This window comes from Sinobaca sp. H24, assembly GCF_023845525.1.
Genome location: NZ_JALBWT010000004.1, coordinates 67,664 through 84,152 on the forward strand (window position 1 = coordinate 67,664; position 16,489 = coordinate 84,152).

The 16,489-nt window shown below is 44.5% G+C and carries 22 protein-coding genes and 1 pseudogene; 15 read left to right on the plus strand and 8 right to left on the minus strand.

Annotated elements, in window-relative coordinates:
- Positions 1-79: 79 nt before the first annotated feature.
- Both MMY81_RS07610 and MMY81_RS07615 read right to left on the minus strand, forming a co-directional pair.
- Positions 80-469 carry a hypothetical protein gene (locus MMY81_RS07610; protein WP_252312318.1) on the minus strand — a complete coding sequence of 130 codons (390 nt, stop codon included), beginning with the start codon at positions 467-469 and terminating at the stop codon, positions 80-82.
- Positions 470-527: 58 nt separating this feature from the next.
- Positions 528-1,439: a hypothetical protein gene (locus tag MMY81_RS07615; protein ID WP_252312319.1), complete on the minus strand. Its 912-nt coding sequence runs from the start codon at positions 1,437-1,439 to the stop codon at positions 528-530.
- Between the two features lie 164 nt (positions 1,440-1,603).
- Between MMY81_RS07615 and aroD the strand changes: the two genes are divergently transcribed.
- A complete protein-coding gene (gene aroD, locus MMY81_RS07620) occupies positions 1,604-2,353 on the plus strand; it encodes a type I 3-dehydroquinate dehydratase (RefSeq protein ID WP_252312320.1) in 750 nt (249 codons plus the stop codon).
- A 310-nt stretch (positions 2,354-2,663) separates the two neighbouring features.
- Here aroD and MMY81_RS07625 read toward each other — a convergent pair whose 3' ends face one another.
- The gene (locus MMY81_RS07625; RefSeq protein ID WP_252312321.1) at positions 2,664-2,966 is read right to left on the minus strand and encodes a nucleotide pyrophosphohydrolase; all 303 of its coding nucleotides are present in this window, start codon (positions 2,964-2,966) and stop codon (positions 2,664-2,666) included.
- Complete coding sequence (locus MMY81_RS07630; RefSeq protein ID WP_252312322.1) at positions 2,953-4,605, minus strand: DUF2075 domain-containing protein; 1,653 nt, start codon at positions 4,603-4,605, stop codon at positions 2,953-2,955. Before MMY81_RS07630 ends, MMY81_RS07625 begins: the two co-directional genes overlap by 14 nt.
- 290 nt (positions 4,606-4,895) lie before the next feature.
- Between MMY81_RS07630 and MMY81_RS07635 the strand changes: the two are divergent.
- Positions 4,896-6,405: pseudogene (locus MMY81_RS07635) on the plus strand (malate:quinone oxidoreductase).
- Positions 6,406-6,614: 209 nt separating this feature from the next.
- A complete protein-coding gene (locus MMY81_RS07640; RefSeq protein ID WP_252312323.1) occupies positions 6,615-6,860 on the plus strand; it encodes a hypothetical protein in 246 nt (81 codons plus the stop codon).
- Between the two features lie 43 nt (positions 6,861-6,903).
- On the opposite strand, the gene MMY81_RS07645 is transcribed toward MMY81_RS07640, so the two are convergent.
- Positions 6,904-8,133, minus strand: a complete 1,230-nt coding sequence (locus tag MMY81_RS07645) for a dicarboxylate/amino acid:cation symporter (RefSeq protein ID WP_252312324.1) — start codon at positions 8,131-8,133, stop codon at positions 6,904-6,906.
- A 225-nt stretch (positions 8,134-8,358) separates the two neighbouring features.
- On the opposite strand from MMY81_RS07645, the gene MMY81_RS07650 reads away from it, so the two are divergent.
- Positions 8,359-8,562, plus strand: a complete 204-nt coding sequence (locus tag MMY81_RS07650; protein WP_252312325.1) for a hypothetical protein — start codon at positions 8,359-8,361, stop codon at positions 8,560-8,562.
- Positions 8,563-8,778: 216 nt separating this feature from the next.
- Positions 8,779-9,321 (plus strand): YceI family protein, encoded by a 543-nt coding sequence (locus MMY81_RS07655; protein ID WP_252312326.1) that lies wholly within the window; start codon positions 8,779-8,781, stop codon positions 9,319-9,321.
- 55 nt (positions 9,322-9,376) lie between these two features.
- On the opposite strand, the gene MMY81_RS07660 is transcribed toward MMY81_RS07655, so the two are convergent.
- Entirely contained in the window at positions 9,377-9,901 is a 525-nt protein-coding gene (locus MMY81_RS07660) for a beta-lactamase family protein (RefSeq protein ID WP_252312327.1), read from the minus strand.
- 184 nt (positions 9,902-10,085) lie between these two features.
- A complete protein-coding gene (locus MMY81_RS07665) occupies positions 10,086-10,766 on the minus strand; it encodes a serine hydrolase domain-containing protein (protein ID WP_252312328.1) in 681 nt (226 codons plus the stop codon).
- A gap of 224 nt (positions 10,767-10,990) precedes the next feature.
- Here MMY81_RS07665 and MMY81_RS07670 point away from each other — a divergent pair, with 224 nt between their 5' ends.
- Positions 10,991-11,977 carry an aldo/keto reductase gene (locus MMY81_RS07670; protein WP_252312329.1) on the plus strand — a complete coding sequence of 329 codons (987 nt, stop codon included), beginning with the start codon at positions 10,991-10,993 and terminating at the stop codon, positions 11,975-11,977.
- Between the two features lie 102 nt (positions 11,978-12,079).
- Entirely contained in the window at positions 12,080-12,865 is a 786-nt protein-coding gene (locus MMY81_RS07675; RefSeq protein ID WP_252312330.1) for an SDR family NAD(P)-dependent oxidoreductase, read from the plus strand.
- A gap of 290 nt (positions 12,866-13,155) precedes the next feature.
- On the opposite strand, the gene MMY81_RS07680 is transcribed toward MMY81_RS07675, so the two are convergent.
- Positions 13,156-13,443 (minus strand): putative quinol monooxygenase, encoded by a 288-nt coding sequence (locus MMY81_RS07680; protein WP_252312331.1) that lies wholly within the window; start codon positions 13,441-13,443, stop codon positions 13,156-13,158.
- A gap of 169 nt (positions 13,444-13,612) precedes the next feature.
- On the opposite strand from MMY81_RS07680, the gene MMY81_RS07685 reads away from it, so the two are divergent.
- The 8 genes from MMY81_RS07685 to MMY81_RS07715 are packed head-to-tail and all read left to right on the plus strand — an operon-like array spanning position 13,613 to position 16,468.
- A complete protein-coding gene (locus MMY81_RS07685) occupies positions 13,613-13,951 on the plus strand; it encodes a sigma-70 family RNA polymerase sigma factor (RefSeq protein ID WP_252312332.1) in 339 nt (112 codons plus the stop codon).
- Complete coding sequence (locus tag MMY81_RS35055) at positions 13,852-14,136, plus strand: sigma factor-like helix-turn-helix DNA-binding protein (RefSeq protein WP_374561520.1); 285 nt, start codon at positions 13,852-13,854, stop codon at positions 14,134-14,136. The genes MMY81_RS07685 and MMY81_RS35055 overlap by 100 nt, the downstream gene beginning before the upstream one ends.
- A complete protein-coding gene (locus tag MMY81_RS07690) occupies positions 14,123-14,410 on the plus strand; it encodes a DUF5345 family protein (RefSeq protein WP_252312333.1) in 288 nt (95 codons plus the stop codon). The genes MMY81_RS35055 and MMY81_RS07690 overlap by 14 nt, the downstream gene beginning before the upstream one ends.
- Positions 14,403-14,627: a hypothetical protein gene (locus tag MMY81_RS07695; RefSeq protein WP_252312334.1), complete on the plus strand. Its 225-nt coding sequence runs from the start codon at positions 14,403-14,405 to the stop codon at positions 14,625-14,627. The genes MMY81_RS07690 and MMY81_RS07695 overlap by 8 nt, the downstream gene beginning before the upstream one ends.
- Positions 14,617-14,823, plus strand: coding sequence for a PLD nuclease N-terminal domain-containing protein (locus MMY81_RS07700; protein ID WP_252312335.1), 207 nt, complete (start codon positions 14,617-14,619; stop codon positions 14,821-14,823). The genes MMY81_RS07695 and MMY81_RS07700 overlap by 11 nt, the downstream gene beginning before the upstream one ends.
- Positions 14,816-15,718 (plus strand): ABC transporter ATP-binding protein, encoded by a 903-nt coding sequence (locus MMY81_RS07705; protein WP_252312336.1) that lies wholly within the window; start codon positions 14,816-14,818, stop codon positions 15,716-15,718. The genes MMY81_RS07700 and MMY81_RS07705 overlap by 8 nt, the downstream gene beginning before the upstream one ends.
- Positions 15,711-16,019, plus strand: coding sequence for a hypothetical protein (locus MMY81_RS07710; RefSeq protein WP_252312337.1), 309 nt, complete (start codon positions 15,711-15,713; stop codon positions 16,017-16,019). The genes MMY81_RS07705 and MMY81_RS07710 overlap by 8 nt, the downstream gene beginning before the upstream one ends.
- A gap of 41 nt (positions 16,020-16,060) precedes the next feature.
- Entirely contained in the window at positions 16,061-16,468 is a 408-nt protein-coding gene (locus tag MMY81_RS07715) for a hypothetical protein (protein ID WP_252312338.1), read from the plus strand.
- The last annotated feature ends 21 nt before the right edge of the window (positions 16,469-16,489 follow it).

The window sequence follows — 16,489 nt, forward strand, 5'->3', positions numbered from 1 at the left end:
TCGTCTATAGTGTACATATAATGAAATAACTCAACAATATCAAGAGATATGCTGTTATTTTTATCTGTTAGTCAACAAATTAAAGAATAAAGGTGAGTCCATAAGCAATTAGTATACTTGATCCAATAAAATACAATGAAAATGGGAGATTCCAAAAGCTCAGCTGAAAAGGAACGAGGTTCATCTGCCCGGCCAAAAGCGATACAGATAAATTATAAGGACTGTAAATAGCTGTCGCGAGACTGGACGTAATTAACACAAGCGCCAGGGAAATAGAAGAAATATCAGCCAGCACAGAGGAGAGTACTTCCCCAAGCAGGGCAATGGACACAAGTGGATGAAACCCGCTGAAGGATGCCAGAATAAAATAGAGGCCGATCAACCCAAACAGCAGAAGCTCATGCTCGGTGTTAGTCAGAAAGACTGCTTCCAGATAAGCAATAAAAGGAGACGCTGACAGCATTTCCACAAAAAAACCGGCGCTCAAAAACATAAAAAAGTAGTTGGAAAGAAAAAAGGTACGTTCCTTAAATACGGGAAACCGCGATATTCAAATACCGTCGGCGCCTGTTGATCAAAAGCGCCCAAATAAAAGCAATCGGTACGATGGACAAAACAACGGAAAATAAAAATCCTTTCTCAAATAAGTATTCAAAAAGAGTGGCAGTCAGGACAAGCACACAAAGCATGCCCATCATCTGTGCTGTTTTTCTTAAGATTTTTTTTAAGGGGATGCTGCCGCTGTTTTCCATAACAAGCGGCAGGTTTTTATATTGTCTACGTGAAAAGATCCAATCGGAAAAAAACATCAGCAGAACGAGCGGAATTAAAAATGGTACCACGTTAATATAGCTGTATCCTGTTAAATCAAGGGAAATAATCACCATAATTTCAATCGGGCTCCACACGAGACAAAGGGCATAGCCGCGCAGAATGCTCCGTGTATAAAAAATATCGGCCAGTTTTGTTTTCATTCCAGATAGAGATGGCTTTAACGTCCGGTGGACCAGAGAGACCGTAGCTATGTTTAAAAACAGGCCCAAAAAGTGGGAAATTAGAAAGCTGCGCGTATACAGCGTATGCAGGTCATGAACCCCGTTCTGCAGAAGCCGGCGCAGGCTCGTATCGTACTGGCCGGCACGAATAATGGAATTTAAAAAAGGCAGTACGAAAAACAAAGATAATATACCGATCATAGAATCAAAATATAAAAAGAATGAGCTCCAGGCGGTTCCATTATAGACGAACAGTATAGACGCCAGAATAAGAAAGACGAGCCCTGATTTTTTGTACAGGCCGGATGCGTAAAAAGAGGCAGCACCGAGCGAAAGGACAGCCAAAATGCCTACAGCGTAGGAGAAGAACAGATTGTCCCAGAAGCGGGAGACGGTATAGATTACTATTAAACTGGAATACAACGTAATGATGATCGGCCTCATAGTCTCCTCCTTCTCCTCGAATAAAACTTATTATCTCATGTATTATTATCCTGACCTATAAATATTTAAAGAAAGTAGTTACAGCAGCGGATTGTTTCCGATAAACTAAGATGTAGAGAAACGCAGCAAAAAGCTGCAAAGCAAAAGCAGGAGGTACATCTATTATGACTACAAAAGCGCAAAGCCTGGATCTACATAAATATACTTCTACCGTGTGTACCGCCCTCGTAGGAAAAACGGCGGAAGAGCTGGACCGGGAGCTGGATATTATTCTACCAAAAGAGCCCGACGTGCTGGAATGGCGGGCTGATCATTTAGCGACGCTGGCTGATACAGACCTCGTACTAACAACCGCTGCTTCGATTAGAAAGCGGGCTGGAAAGCTTCCGATTATATTTACGATCCGCTCCGTTCACGAAGGCGGAGAAACGATTGATATAGAAGAGGAAGCGAAGGTGGAGCTGCTTAAACAGATAGCCGCCTCCGGCAGTGTAAGCGCCCTGGACTACGAATGGAGCAATAACAAGGAGCGGGTGGCCGGCGTGCAGAACGCCTGCCTTGAATATGGGATCAAATGCATTTTATCCTATCATAACTTCCAGGAAACGCCTTCCCGTGAAGAGATGATACAAATGCTTAAGGAAATGGCGGAGCAGAAGCCGGACTACGGCAAGCTTGCCGTCATGCCGCAGAAAAACACCGATGTTCTGAAGCTGCTGGATGTGACCGAAGAGATTACCGGTTCTCTTGACATGCCAATTATTACCATGGCTATGGGGCCGCTCGGAGGGATTACCCGCCTTGCCGGCTGGCAGTATGGCTCAGTTCTCACGTTTGCCGTGGGAAGCAGCAGCTCTGCTCCAGGCCAGATTCCGATTGATTTAGTTCGACGTGTGGAGCAGGCGCTCAAATAAAGAAAGGTGTTTTGTTGCACACACTATATGTCTGCATGTTAAAAAACAAAAATACGTGTTTTTATAAAAAAACATGGACAGGGGATGCTTTCCGCAGGCCATGCCTCAGCTAAAGAGGAAAAGATCGACCTCTTTATCTTCACCGATGGCTGTTCTGCAGGAGTCGCCCCTGTCTCTTTTTTTGTTTGTTTTCAGCAAAGTAGTCGTTAAAGAGATTCGAGGTTATGTATACATATAAGAAATAAATAATTTCTCGACAGCCTATAAAAGCCGCCTGTATGCCAGGCGGCTTTTTGTCGTATTCTACAGATTAGTCCGCCGGATATTTAACAGCGTTTTTAACCAGTTTACGCTCGATAATGTCTTTAACATCAAGATCCAGATCTGAGCACAGCATCAATGCGTATATGAGCACGTCGGCGATTTCTTCCTGGATGTTCTCACCGTTTGCTTCCAGCGCCTGGGCGCTCGTTTTCCATTGAAAATCCTCCAGCAGCTCAGCGGCTTCAATCGATAGGGAAATCGCGAGATCTTTTGGATTGTGATACTGGCGCCAGTCTCTTTTATCACGGAACTGGTTAATTTCTTCTATTAAATGATTAATATCGCTCATTGTCTGCTCCTTTGCTTACTGCCCGCAGTTTCTTTTTCAGCTTAGGGTCGACCGCGTACAAAAACAGGCCGCGAATGCCCCGCTTCATTAACATATTAAGTGAATTCAGGATGATCTCTTCTTTCATCTGCTCATTTTCGGCTTCCGTGTAGTCTTTCCGGGAAGCAAATGCACCTTTGTCCTGGTATTTGGTTGTATCCACGACCAGCCTGTCTGTTTCTTCGTCATAGCTTATAGAAGGACCGATGACGACTCCGGCATAATTTAAATCAAACCCCTGAACCGTATAAATAGAACCTACTTCTTTGATCGTCTGAGGGCTCTCGGCCCACGTTTTTTTATCATCGGTTTGGTTCCAAGGCATGTTCAGGCCGTCTTCATCGACATAGTAGGTGCCGCCGTCTTTTTTATGCAGGTAGTCGAATGTCGATACGATCCGGGAAAGGCCGTGCTGATCATTCTTTTCTTCGATCGCCCGGCGGAAGGCGTCCGGATCGTCAAACAGCTTAAATTCATAGTCGTCCAGCCGGTGCCGTGGAAAAGCAGATATCCGTTTATCAAGAAAAGCATTGATCCAGTTCACCACGGATTGATCCGCGTTCATCCGCAGCTGGGAAGTAAGCGGCAGCGTTTTGGTTTTATACTGCCTGCTGATCTCACGCATCAGCTTTTCATTCCAGTAGCTTTTTATTTTCAATACCTGTTTTGGGTCGAATATAATAATAGTGATTTTGCTGCGCTTTATAATTTCCTGCAGATGATTGGGAGCGTTGAAATTATTGTAGGAATCTTCTTTTGTGAGAAGAAGGTGCGCTTCATCCACCAGCGTAATATCAGCCATCTTATCCTGTTTGGTCATTCTATTTATAAACGATGTTGGCTTGTCAAAATTATTTTTCTTTAAATTAGGCAGGCTTTCTGCCATGTTTTTATAGGTTTTCAGCATTTCCGCATGATTGACGAGCAGGTAGTTTTTTGTTTCATAAAGCGTGGAGCCCTGGTCGCCGGCTTCATCCTGAATCGTATTAAACAGAGAGCTCAGTAGCACGCTTTTGCCGGTACCGGCATCTCCCTGAATAATGAACACGCGATGCTCCGGGTCACGGATATTTTTCCTACAGTAGGCGAGCATTTTTTCTTTTACATCAGCCTGCTCCGGAGAAAGCTCCTTAAAAGGAGAAAGCTTAAACAAATCCTTGTTCTCTAAATACGTTAGGGATTCGGAAACAATATTCAGGCTGCGCAGCTTTTCCCAGATTTCCTGAAAAACGGTGTCATTGTAATAGCTTTTCTGATAGTACTGATGCATCTTTCTTGTTTCACGCTGGCTGACGTTCTGCAGCATGTATTGATTGTCTGCGATAAAGTAATTAATAAGATTGGATTCAATGTTATATGTAGCCGACTGATTAAATCTCTCATGACCGAATAGGAGCAGCGAGTTGAGACCGCTGCGCTTACGGTTGGTAAGGTGGTTCTTCAGGCGACGTTCCGCCTGCACGGACTGGCCGATATAAGCCGTGGGCTTATCACCTCCGTACAGAATATAGATAACAGGCTGATTGCTTAATGCCTGTACAGGCATGGAGCCAATAGTTTCTCTGGTAAATGTATGATGTTCGACGATTAATGGGCCCATACTTTCTCCTTAAGTGTATTTTAATCATCGTACCATATTAGTGAAAGCGGCAGAATGAACGTGAAGAAATTAACATAGAAATTGGAGAATGATTATTGTATACTATAACAATAAGTTAAATAATTCCTGTATTAAAACACGACCCGGTATTCTCATCTTCATTCTATGGTGATACAATATAATAAGGTAACTGTGTGTATATGAAGCGGATGTACAGTAGACGCTGTTTAATATCAAAAAGTAAAACGCTTACATCCTCTCAAATAAAATTAAGGTATAGAGGCGATAACATGAGTAAAGAACATACTTCTACAGACGTCATTTTAATTGGTGCGGGCATTATGAGCGCCACCCTCGGCTCGCTTTTAAAAGAAGTAGCGCCGGAATGGAACATCACAATGTTTGAAAGACTGAGCGGAGCAGGCGAAGAGAGTTCCAATGAATGGAACAACGCAGGCACGGGCCATTCTTCGCTATGTGAGCTTAACTACACGGATCAAAAGCCGGACGGGTCGATTGACATCAGCAAAGCCGTTAAGGTCAATGAAGAATACCAGCTCTCCAAGCAGTTCTGGTCCTACCTTGTTACCAGCGGAAAGATTCAGAATCCAAGAGACTTTATTATGCCGGTGCCGCACATGAGCTTTGTGCAGGGCGAGGATAATATGGAATTCCTGCAGAAGAGACTGAATGCATTGTCAAAGAATCCATTGTTTCAAGGAATGGAATACACAAAGGATCCGGAAACACTGAAAAAATGGATTCCGCTGATGATGAAAGGACGTTCGCTCAACGAACCGATCGCTGCAACGAAAATCGACGCCGGCACTGACGTGAACTTTGGCGCCTTAACGCGAAAGCTGTTTAATCATCTGGAGAGTCAGGACGTTAATATGAAGTTCAGGCATCAGGTGGAAGACATTAAGCGCGTAAGCGGCGGCGGATGGAAGCTGAAGATACAGAATCTGGAGACTGGAAAAACGGAACATCACCAGGCGAAGTTCGTATTTATCGGCGGAGGGGGCGGAAGCCTTCATCTTCTTCAGAAAACCGGTATACCGGAAAGCAGAGGCATCGGCGGATTCCCGGTGAGCGGCATGTTTATGGTATGCAAGAAACCGGAAATCGTCGAACAGCACCGTGCGAAAGTGTACGGCAAGGCGCCGGTTGGGGCACCTCCAATGTCTGTCCCCCACCTGGATACGAGATTGATTGATAAAGAAGAAATCGCTCTTCTTCGGTCCATTCGCAGGTTTTTCTCCAAAATTCCTGAAGACAGGATCGAATATGGATCTGTTTACATCTGTCCGCGCCAACAATTTGATCACGATGTCTGCGGCCGGCATGAAAAATATGCCGCTTACGAAGTACCTGATCAATCAACTCAGACTCAATAAAGAGCAGCGGATGGAAGAACTTCGTGACTTCGTACCGGAAGCGAAAAGCGAAGACTGGGAGCTTCTCGTTGCCGGTCAGCGCGTGCAGGTAATCAAAGACACAGCTGATGGCAAAGGCACGCTGCAGTTTGGCACTGAAGTAGTCAGTTCTGCCGACGGTTCCGTGTCCGCACTTCTCGGCGCATCGCCGGGAGCGTCTACGGCAGTCGCCGTCATGCTCGAAGTAATGCAGAAATGCTTCCCGGACAAAGCCAGCCGCTGGGAGCCGAAGATCAAAGAAATGATCCCATCCTACGGCAAACAGCTCTCCGATCATCCCGAATTGGTTGACGAGCTGCACGAATCTACAGCAAAAGCACTGAATTTAGAGCAGGAAGAGAAAAAGCAGGGGAATTTGGTTTAACGAGAATAAAAAAAGCGCACGCGGCCTAAGGGCTGTGTGCGTTTTAAAAGAAGAAAAAATTAAAATTTCAGGATAAATCGTGGTGAACCGCATCATAAGTTCATTTATTCTTACTCGTAAAAACATTTAAAGCAAGTATGCTTAAACCCTCACAAACCGGGAATAGAAAACCTAAGCACACTATATCTCAGACCGTGAGGAGGTTTTCTATGCTCGATTATAAGTTAACCCGGGTGATTGATTTGACTATCATGAAGCAGAATATCGAAGGGTTTCCGGAGAATGTTCTGGCGGATGCCCATCGGGAGCTGGCTCAGGAAATTGGCTATGAGTTGACGAATGAAGATAAAGAAGAGCTCGACCGCACGACGCAGATGATTGATGACTATTTGAATATGAAGCTGGGCTTTCAGGAATTAAAAGAAGCTGTGCAGCAGCAGCAAAAAGAGCAGTAAAAAAACGAGCAGATGGGCTTTGCGGCCTGTCTGCTCGTTTTGTTTATGCTTCTGCTTCTGTTTTATTTTTCTCTGTTTTATCAATGACCTTTGTTCCCACCAGGTCACCGGTTACGTTTAAGGCTGTGGCGCCCATTCCGATCAGTACATCGACTGCTGCAAGCAGGGCGACTGCTTCCATCGGCAGGCCGAGCTGGGTAAAGACGGTGGCGATCATTATGATCCCGGCACCCGGCACACCGGCTGTTCCGATAGTAGCAAGTGTACCGATCAGCACGATCTGCAGGATGGCGACAAAGCCAAGCGGTTCTCCGATGACGTTAGCGGCAAATACGGCGGATACTGCCACGCGTATAGCTGCGCCGTCCATGTTAATTGTAGAGCCGAGCGGAATGCTAAAACCGTACAGACTCTGTCTGATGCCGAGTTTTTTCGCTGCATTGAGCGTAATAGGAACGGTTCCTGTACTGCTCTGGGTGACAAACGCCGTAAGCATCGGCGTACGGGCTTCCCGGAAAAATGACCCGAGTTTTGTTTTCGCCGCAAGCAGAAGTCCGATATACAGGACTAGCTGCACGGCGAGCGCAACATACAGCACAAGTATAAAGTTACCGAGAGACAGCAGCGTGCTGACGCCCTGCGTACCGACGATACCGGCAATAATGGCAAAAATTCCAAATGGAATGTACTGAAGAATGCCTTTCATGACGGTAATAGTCATTTCATTTAACGCTTCCGCTCCGCGGTAAAGCTTATCTCCTATATCTCTGTTAGAGGGGGAAGAGCGCAGGTAGGAAATGGCGACCCCAAAAACGATGGCGGTGAAAATGATGCCGAGAAGATTCATTTCCGTGAAAGCAACGGCAATGTTTTCCGGTACAATATTTAAAATCACTTCCGTTAATCCCGGGCTGTCAGGCGAATCAAAACTTTCACTGCCGTCAAGCGTCAGCCCTGTACCGGGATTAAACAGACTGGCGACTGTCGTTCCTACAATAATCGCTATCGCGGAAGTAACTACGTAATACAGGAATACTTTTCCGCCCATGCGGCCGAGTCCTTCAATTGTAGTCTGGTTTACCCCAACGATCAGCGTAAATAGAATAAGTGGAATAATAATAAACTGCAGGAGGCGCATCAGCAGATCGCCGAAAGGCGCAAGCGCAGAGGCATTTTCCCCAAATATAAGTCCAACTGCAATACCGGCTATAAGAGCGACGGTAATTTTTTTGATTAAGGATGTTTCGAAATATTTTTTTAGTAACTGCTTCAAGCCAATCCCTCCTTTATGAAAACCTATCGATTTAGTCAACATTAAATAAACTACCTAAAATATACGGGAAAGTCAATAAGGTTGCTTTCAATTTATATAAAATTTATTGAAGTTAGTTAGTTTAATTATTGTTATTTATTTCAAAAGAAGGGGAAAAGAAGAAAGCAGGACAGAAACCAAACGAAACATTATTTTATGGTAAAGAAAGGTGATAGGAGGAAAGACATGAAATACATAGGTTTGTTTATACTATATACGATTGTTGGTTCCCTGGCCGCAATGGCTTTTCGGATTGTCATAAATGCTTTCAGAGAACAGCCCCTTTTCGCGGATGTAGGGGAGTCCTTTGCTAATGGATTAGTGTTCGGCGCGGTCTATGCCGCCGTGATTCTTATTATGGGAAGAAAAAGGGCAGGGAAGAAAGCCTGAAGTAATTGCTTCGTGAGAAAGCACAGCTTTTTAAAGTGAGCTTTTTGGGGTAAGGATAATACATATTGAAAATGGACAGCTTCGATTCTTTACTTTATCCACGCTGTTTCCCAACGAAGAGCTAAAGGGCTCAACTTTTATTTAACATAACACAGGTTCCGCCGATATATGATTGTATCGTATATCGTTTAAATAACATTACAGGAGGAATTATGAATGACAAAAACAGTATGGTCCATTGATCCTGCACACAGTGAAATTGGTTTTTCGGTAAAGCATATGATGATCTCCAGAGTAAAAGGCACATTTGAAGAATTCGATGCAGCGCTCACGTTAGACGAAGACGAATTAACAAATTCCGAGGCAGAAATAACAATCAAGGTTGCCAGCATAAACACACGCGAAGAAAATCGGGACGGCCACCTCCAATCCGCAGACTTCTTTGATGCAGACAATTATCCTAACATTACATTTAAAGCGAAAAATATTACAAAAACAAAAGACAGTCAATACGATGTGACGGGAGATCTTACGATCAGAGGAACGACAAAGGAAGTCACTATTGATACTACATTTGAAGGGCAGAGCAAGGACCCGATGAGTGGAAATATCGTAGCAGGAGTAAGCGGTGAGACGGTTATTAATCGGAAAGAATTTGGTCTGACATGGAATGCGACAGTCGAAACAGGCGGCGTTCTTGTCGGAGAAGATGTAAAAATTCACCTTGAACTGGAACTGCATAAGCAGGAAGAAAAATAAAAGCAATACAAAAAGGAGAGAAGACGCTTTATTCAGCGTCTTCTCTCCTTTTATTTCATGCGTCTCTTGTTAACTGACGTCCGGCAAAATGGATGCGGTCAATCTCGTGATCGGTACGTATTCCCTCGATAGAAATAACCTGACTCTGAAAAGGAATAGTCAGCTGGAAGGGATCGACAGATCGTGCCGGGATTTCTGCTCCAGATAAAGCAACAATAAGCTGGTCCTCCCTCTCCTTAATTTCCACCTTGATTCCTTCCTGGCTTGAGTATATTCCGAGCATAGACTGACGCTCTGTTTTACTCGGTTCATAGTCCTCGTACGAAAGATAATGTTCCTCCGGCTCTCTTTCGCTTACTATATTTAATCCACCAATCAGAATAGGATTCGCTGGTGCTCCAGCAACATTGGTTAAGCAGACTCCCTTAATATTTTTATCAGGCAGAATCGCAAAAGAGGCAGACGCTCCTTTGATCCCGCCGCTGTGTTCAATAAGAGTGGTGCCAAAATAGTCGGGAGAAACCATCCATCCATAGCCGTAGTATACGCCGGGCTGCATTTGAATATGAGGAAACATCATGGAACGAATGCTCTCCTCTGTCAGAATCTGCGGATGATGATTGAAAAAAAGATCCCGTAACGAAGCATGTCATCCGCTGTTGATTTAACGTAGCCGGAAGCATACATAGGAGGCGCATCCCACCATTGAGAGGAGGCGGCCATTTCTACTTTATCTCCGCGCATTTCCGGGGTATATAAAAGGGTTACCTCGTTTTTGTTTTGAAGCGTATCTGGAGCAAAAAGGTATTCTTCATTCCCAGTGGTTTGAATAAATGCTCGATTAAATAATCAGCGTAAGTCTGCCCGCTCACCCGTTCAATAATAATACCAAGAAGAGAGTAGGCATCGTTGGAATAACTCATATACTGGCCCGGTTCTCCAAGAAGATCGTAATCCTGTGCAGCAAGAAAAGCGAGCAGCTCTTCATTTGTATCAATGGATCCATTCTCATCCCACTTGATGCCCATTGCCTCATACTGCTCTTTGGATCCTTCGGCTTCGATGCTGTTTTTATTCGCATAAAATAAAGTTGGCAGGGGAGGAATCCCGGAAGAATGGGTCATAAAATGATGGATGGTCATCTGCTTAGTCTTCGCTGGATTGGGGGTTTGAAACTCCGGCAGATAGGTGAGGACTGGATCATGAACGGAGAGTTTTCCGGCTTCCTGTAATTGCAGAATGGCAGTACAGGTCATTGATTTTGTAATACTTCCTATTCCGAATACTGTCTGGCTGGTTACCTCACGTTTTTGGTCAACATCGCGGTAGCCGAATCCTTTCTTAAAGGTATCGACACCGTCTTTTTGAATGGCAATCATCGTACCGGGAATCTTGTGCTGTTCTACCGTACTGTCTGCAAATTCGTTGAATTTTCTGTTGTCCATTATGTCCTCCTGAATGTCTCTCGGTTGGTTATGATTTTTTACAGAAGCAATTATAACTTTATATTCCATTATTATCCACTAAAATAAAATCCTTTTTATTTTGCGGAACCCATCTTTCTGATAGAAAGGTTTAAAAAAAAAGAAGAGGAATGCTTATTTATGTACAACGATTACGAAATATTATTAGAGAATCAAAAGTACGTAAAAAGAAAGGATGACAAAACATGCAAAAAAGAAAGCTTGGAACATCAGAACTTGAAGTATCACCGCTGGGGCTCGGATGCATGGGCATGTCTGAATTTTACGGTACAGGAAATGATGAAGAATCCATTCAAACAATACAGTACGCGCTTGATCAGGGAGTAACGTTTCTGGATACAGCTGATATGTACGGCGTCGGCCACAATGAGAAACTGGTCGGCCGGGCGATTAAAGACCGCCGCGATGACGTGGTTCTGGCAACAAAGTTCGGCAACGTTCGGGGAGAGGACGGTTCTTTTCAAGGAGTGAACGGTCATCCGGACTATGTGAAGCAGTCATGTGAAGACAGCTTAAAGCGCCTTGGTATTGATCATATTGATTTATACTACCAGCATCGCGTGGACCCGGAGGTGCCGATTGAAGAGACCGTGGGCGCCATGGCTGAACTTGTCAAAGAAGGCAAAGTCCGTTATTTAGGGTTATCGGAAGCTTCCCCGAAAACAATCAAAAAAGCGCATCAGGAGCATACCATTACCGCACTGCAGACAGAATATTCGCTCTGGAGCAGGGACGTGGAAGAGGAGATTCTTCCATTATGCCGGGAGCTTGGCATTGGATTTGTTCCCTACAGTCCGCTTGGCCGCGGGTTTTTGACCGGACAGATTAAAACATTTGATGACCTGGAGGAAGACGATTTTCGCCGTTACAATCCACGCTTCCAGGGCGAAAATTTCCAGAAAAATATTGATCTGGTAAAAAAAATAGAAGCGATGGCAGAAGAAAAAGGCTGCGAACCATCCCAGCTTGCTTTAGCCTGGCTTCTTGCTCAGGGAGAAGATATTGTACCCATCCCGGGAACCAAGCGCCGCAAATATGTGGACAGCAACCTCGGAGCGCTGCAGGTGAATGTGTCAAAGCAGGAGCTTGAACAAATTGATAAAATAGCACCCCGCGGTGCCTTTGCCGGAGAGCGTTATCCCGCAGAGCAGATGAAAAGCCTCAACCAATAATAGAAGCTGCACACCGATCTTTTATGAGAGAAGCACAGCTAATTAGAGTCCAGCTGTGCTTTTTCACATGTTCCTAATTTAAATACAAAAGGAGTAAATAGCATGGCTGACGAACGACCATTTGTTATGATTACGGGGGCCTCCTCAGGACTGGGGCTGGAACTAGCAAAATTATTCGCGCAGGATGGATATGATATAGCGGTTTCAGGCTCGAGTGAGCGTATTTTTGAAGCAGAAAAGACGATCAAAAGCTACGGAGTGGAAGCATATTCTCTCCAGGCCGATGCCTCTACCTATGAAGGAGTGGAAGCATTCTGGCAGTTTGTAAAAAGCAAAAATAGAAAGCTGGATGCCGCTGTGTTGAATGTTGGTGTTAGTATGGGCAGTTCCTTCCTGGAAAATGATTTAGAAAAAGAGTTAAAGTTAATCGACATTAATATTAAAGGAACGGTGCATATGGCAAAACGCGTCGTGCAGGATATGGTTCCAAACAAAGAGGGAAATATACTGCTCGTGTCTTCTGTATCGGCGACGCTGCCAACCCCGTATGAAACAGTATACGGTCCCTCTAAAGCATTTGGATTTATGTTTGCGGAATCACTGAGAGAAGAATTAAAAGAAACAGGAGTCAATGTAACAGCGATGCTTCCCGGTGCGACCAATACGGACTTTCACCATAATGCCGGCATGGATTCTACGTACTTTGGCGACGAGCGGAACAAAAATGATAAGGAATTAGTCGCCCGGCAGGGGTACGAAGCATTTAAGAATAAAGTAGACCACGTCGTGTGCGGAGATGAAGCGACGAAGAAAGAAGCGGAAGACAATCGAACTACGCCTGAAGAAGTGAAGGCAGCGGCCCATGCGAAAAAAGCAAAACCTCAGTAATAGAAAAAGTGGGCTGTCCCAAAACCTATTTTGTGAATTTTATTTTAAAGTCTATTAAAAAACCTCGTATTCCTGTTGAAAGGAATACGAGGTTTTTCCGTTACCCTAATGGATTCTGTCTGTAGAAAATAAGGATTGTTGCAAGCTTAAAAAAGGCCAGGCGGTGACTCAGGCAGAACGGCCATCGGTGAAGATAAAGAGAGTATTATTCTTCTCTTTAGCTGAGACATGGCCTGCCGAAAGCTTCCGCCTGGTCCTGTTTCTATCTTTTTATCAGATCGTCATTTTATTTAATCTACCGGTTTTACTTTATACACTTCACGTGAAACGACGAGATCCGCTGTATTTTCACGGTAGGCCTGGTAATGCTCACTCTGAATATGCTTCTGAACGGCTTCTTCATCTTTCCACTTTTCCGAAAAGATAAACACCCCGTCCTGCGCTTCTGATTCATATAATACATACTCCAGGCAGCCTGCCTCTGCCTGCGATGGAGCGATTGCTTTTTTAAGTTCTTTTCTTAAGGCTTCTTCTTTTCCAGATTCCGCCTGCAAAAATGCTTTAATAGTTACAGTCATAGATCTTCCTCCTTTGAGTGTTTATTATAAAACATACCTGCCTTTAACTGCACGATTCAGGGATCACATAATAAAGTGAAATAGCGGTTTTCTTTTATATAAAATAAAAATGAACAAAATGCATACGTTCATCGTACTATTAATGAAAAGCAGCGGAAGGGGTGACGTAATGGATGAAACAGAGGAACGAATAAAGCGCGCAATAAAAGGAGACGATGAAGCGTTGGCTGCGGTTCTGCTTGAGCAGTATGATTTCGTCTATCACTACCTTCTAAAGCTGACCATGCATCCGGCGGTAGCTGAAGACATGACGCAGGAGACGATGATCAGAGCAATTGAACGTATTAAACAATACAATCCAAAGAAAGCAAAAGTATCAACCTGGTTAATACAGATCGGAACGAACCTATGGATCGACGAGAAAAAAAAGAGAAAAGAGCTAAACAATTCACAAATCAGCATCAACTCGAATGGGAGTTCCGTCACCAGTCATCCGATGACTGGCTGACTGTCACCTCAGCTTTGGAGAAATTGAAGGAAATACACCGAATTCCTGTTATTTTAAAGCATTACTACGGATACAGCTACGAAGACATCGCTGCCATCTGCAAGATTCCGATCGGGACCGTAAAATCACGGCTTAATATTGCTCTTAAATGTCTGAGAGAGGAGCTTTCCAATGAAGGACAATGAAGTGAAGGAACGATTAAAACAATCTTTATCGGTAATGGAAGAATCCAGCCCGGGTGACAAACCAACGTTAAGTGAAATGGTTACGCAGGTGAAGCAGACCCGCCAAAAACAAAAAAAGGAACTGTACATTTTTTTCATTATCGCTCTTATATTCATTACCGGTATTATTCTGCTCATCGCAAGTGAGCCTCTAGTGTTCGTTGTTTTTCAAGCAGCTGCCGCGGTGCTGGGAATTGGATTTTTAATTGTGGAGAGGAGGCTGCAGCATGAATGAACTTCAGGAGATTCCTATATGGCTGTACATTTTGATATTTTTCTTTTTGTTTGCCCAAAGTACATTTTTGTTTATTCACAGCCGTAGAAACGGCCGCCTGCGCTGGTTCTGGGGAATCTGGGGCATGCTTAATGTGCCGACCCCGCTTATCGTCTACATTATTTATATTAAATATATCATTCCCTACAGGGAGAGGAGGCTTACTCATGACGACTGATTTGTTTTATCTGCTGCTGCCCATTCTAGTCATAGATCTGTTATTAAAGGGGACAGCTCTTATTGATCTTTACCGCGGCCCGCAGGAGAGCGGACGGAAGTGGATATGGGCATTTATTATTATATTCGTAAGCACATTCGGCCCGATTCTTTATTTTCTCTTCGGCCGCTCAAAAGGAGTATCATCCCATGATTAGTGTGGAAAACCTTTCAAAAACAATGGCAGGCACAGAAATCATCAAACGTATTACTTTTAGTCTCCGGCCTCATAAGATCACAGCTCTTCTCGGTATGAACGGTGCAGGGAAAACGACCACGCTTCATATACTTGCTGAGATCATGAAGCCGGACGCCGGGCGGATTGTGATGCACGATACGGTCCGGGATGTGCGCACGGAAATCGGCTTTCTGCCCCAGCACCCCACCTTTCATGGCTGGATGAATGCCTGCGAATATGTAACGATGGCAGGGGAGCTTGGCGGGTTACCGCGTAAAGAAGCGGTAAAGCGGGCGGAGACGGTACTTATACAGACAGGTCTCCAGGAAAGTACTGAGCAGAGGATTTCGGAATTTTCCGGGGGCATGAAACAAAGACTTGGTATTGCCCAGGCTATTATTCACCGACCCAGGCTTTTGCTGTTGGATGAGCCGATGTCAGCACTTGATCCGCAGGGAAGAAAAGACATTGTTCTGCTGCTTGCTGAACTGAAGAAAACAACTACTATCTTATACTCCACCCATATTTTACACGATGCAGAGCAGATTGCTGATGACATTCTCATGATGAACAAAGGGGAGATAGCAGCCTTTGAACGGCTCGATAAGCTCATGAGCGGGTCGTCGAATCGAACGTTTACCGTTCATGCGGACGTGCCGCTCGATGACTGGGGCAAACTTCTGAGGAAGCATTATCCGGAGTGGACCATTTATGTCAGTGAAACAAAAGCAGAAATAGAAGGACCTTCAGCAGAAAGCGCGATGCAGGCAAAAGTAATGGGGAGTCTTATAGAAAATCGAATAGCGGTCCGAAGTTTAACTGCCGGCAGCCAGTCATTGGATACGTTGTTTCGTGAGGTGATGGAACATGTTTAACGTGCTATTAAGAAAAGAGCTCCTGGAGACGTTCCGCAGCTACCGCTGGTTATGGCTTCCCGTGTTTTTCATTGGGCTGGCGATTATGCAGCCGGTCTCTAGTTTTTATATGGAGGATATTCTTGAACAGTTTGGCGGCCTGCCGGAAAATACACTTATCGCGATTCCAACACCAACAGCCGTACAGGTCTATGGTGAAACACTCGGCCAGTTCACTCAAGTTGGCACATTTATTCTCGTTCTTGCATTTATGGGAAGTATAAGCAGCGAGCGCAGGAGCGGGGAAGCAATACTGATCTAAGCAAACCAACGAACTATTACGCCTATTGGTTCTCAAAGTGGGTGTCAGCATTAGGCATAACGACAATAAGCTATGCACTGGGCAGCGCTGCGGCAATATATTACATTGGTATTTTATTTGAACCGCTGCCGGCAGGAGAAATTTTTATTTCGGTATTTGTCTATTGGGTGTGGCTGCTATTTGTCGTTACGACAGCACTTGTCTGGAGTACAGTGAGCAAACGTACGAGTGTGGCCGCAGCAGGAGCGCTTATTACGCTGCTTTTACTAAATCTGTCAGCTTCCATGTTTGGAGAACTAACGTCATGGACACCTGGAATTCTGCCGGAGGCAGCAGTAGATATACAAGCAGATATCGCTATAGCCCCAGTTATTGTAAGTTTCCTGCTGGCAGCATTACTTATTGCAGCTTCTGTGAGCTACATGAAGAAAACCGATTGGCTGCTGTAAAAGAAATGGACAACACGAATC

Coding starts and splice junctions, on each gene's coding strand:
- MMY81_RS35055 (WP_374561520.1), top strand. CDS start 13,852: ATGGATCGACGAGAAAAAAAAGAGAAAAGAGCTAAACAATTCACAAAT.
- MMY81_RS07625 (WP_252312321.1), bottom strand. CDS start 2,966: ATGAGCGATATTAATCATTTAATAGAAGAAATTAACCAGTTCCGTGAT.
- MMY81_RS07640 (WP_252312323.1), top strand. CDS start 6,615: ATGCTCGATTATAAGTTAACCCGGGTGATTGATTTGACTATCATGAAG.
- MMY81_RS07630 (WP_252312322.1), bottom strand. CDS start 4,605: ATGGGCCCATTAATCGTCGAACATCATACATTTACCAGAGAAACTATT.
- MMY81_RS07655 (WP_252312326.1), top strand. CDS start 8,779: ATGACAAAAACAGTATGGTCCATTGATCCTGCACACAGTGAAATTGGT.
- MMY81_RS07710 (WP_252312337.1), top strand. CDS start 15,711: ATGTTTAACGTGCTATTAAGAAAAGAGCTCCTGGAGACGTTCCGCAGC.
- MMY81_RS07680 (WP_252312331.1), bottom strand. CDS start 13,443: ATGACTGTAACTATTAAAGCATTTTTGCAGGCGGAATCTGGAAAAGAA.
- MMY81_RS07705 (WP_252312336.1), top strand. CDS start 14,816: ATGATTAGTGTGGAAAACCTTTCAAAAACAATGGCAGGCACAGAAATC.
- MMY81_RS07700 (WP_252312335.1), top strand. CDS start 14,617: ATGACGACTGATTTGTTTTATCTGCTGCTGCCCATTCTAGTCATAGAT.
- MMY81_RS07665 (WP_252312328.1), bottom strand. CDS start 10,766: ATGGACAACAGAAAATTCAACGAATTTGCAGACAGTACGGTAGAACAG.
- MMY81_RS07650 (WP_252312325.1), top strand. CDS start 8,359: ATGAAATACATAGGTTTGTTTATACTATATACGATTGTTGGTTCCCTG.
- MMY81_RS07675 (WP_252312330.1), top strand. CDS start 12,080: ATGGCTGACGAACGACCATTTGTTATGATTACGGGGGCCTCCTCAGGA.
- MMY81_RS07660 (WP_252312327.1), bottom strand. CDS start 9,901: ATGATGTTTCCTCATATTCAAATGCAGCCCGGCGTATACTACGGCTAT.
- MMY81_RS07695 (WP_252312334.1), top strand. CDS start 14,403: ATGAATGAACTTCAGGAGATTCCTATATGGCTGTACATTTTGATATTT.
- MMY81_RS07685 (WP_252312332.1), top strand. CDS start 13,613: ATGGATGAAACAGAGGAACGAATAAAGCGCGCAATAAAAGGAGACGAT.
- aroD (WP_252312320.1), top strand. CDS start 1,604: ATGACTACAAAAGCGCAAAGCCTGGATCTACATAAATATACTTCTACC.
- MMY81_RS07690 (WP_252312333.1), top strand. CDS start 14,123: ATGAAGGACAATGAAGTGAAGGAACGATTAAAACAATCTTTATCGGTA.
- MMY81_RS07615 (WP_252312319.1), bottom strand. CDS start 1,439: ATGAGGCCGATCATCATTACGTTGTATTCCAGTTTAATAGTAATCTAT.
- MMY81_RS07670 (WP_252312329.1), top strand. CDS start 10,991: ATGCAAAAAAGAAAGCTTGGAACATCAGAACTTGAAGTATCACCGCTG.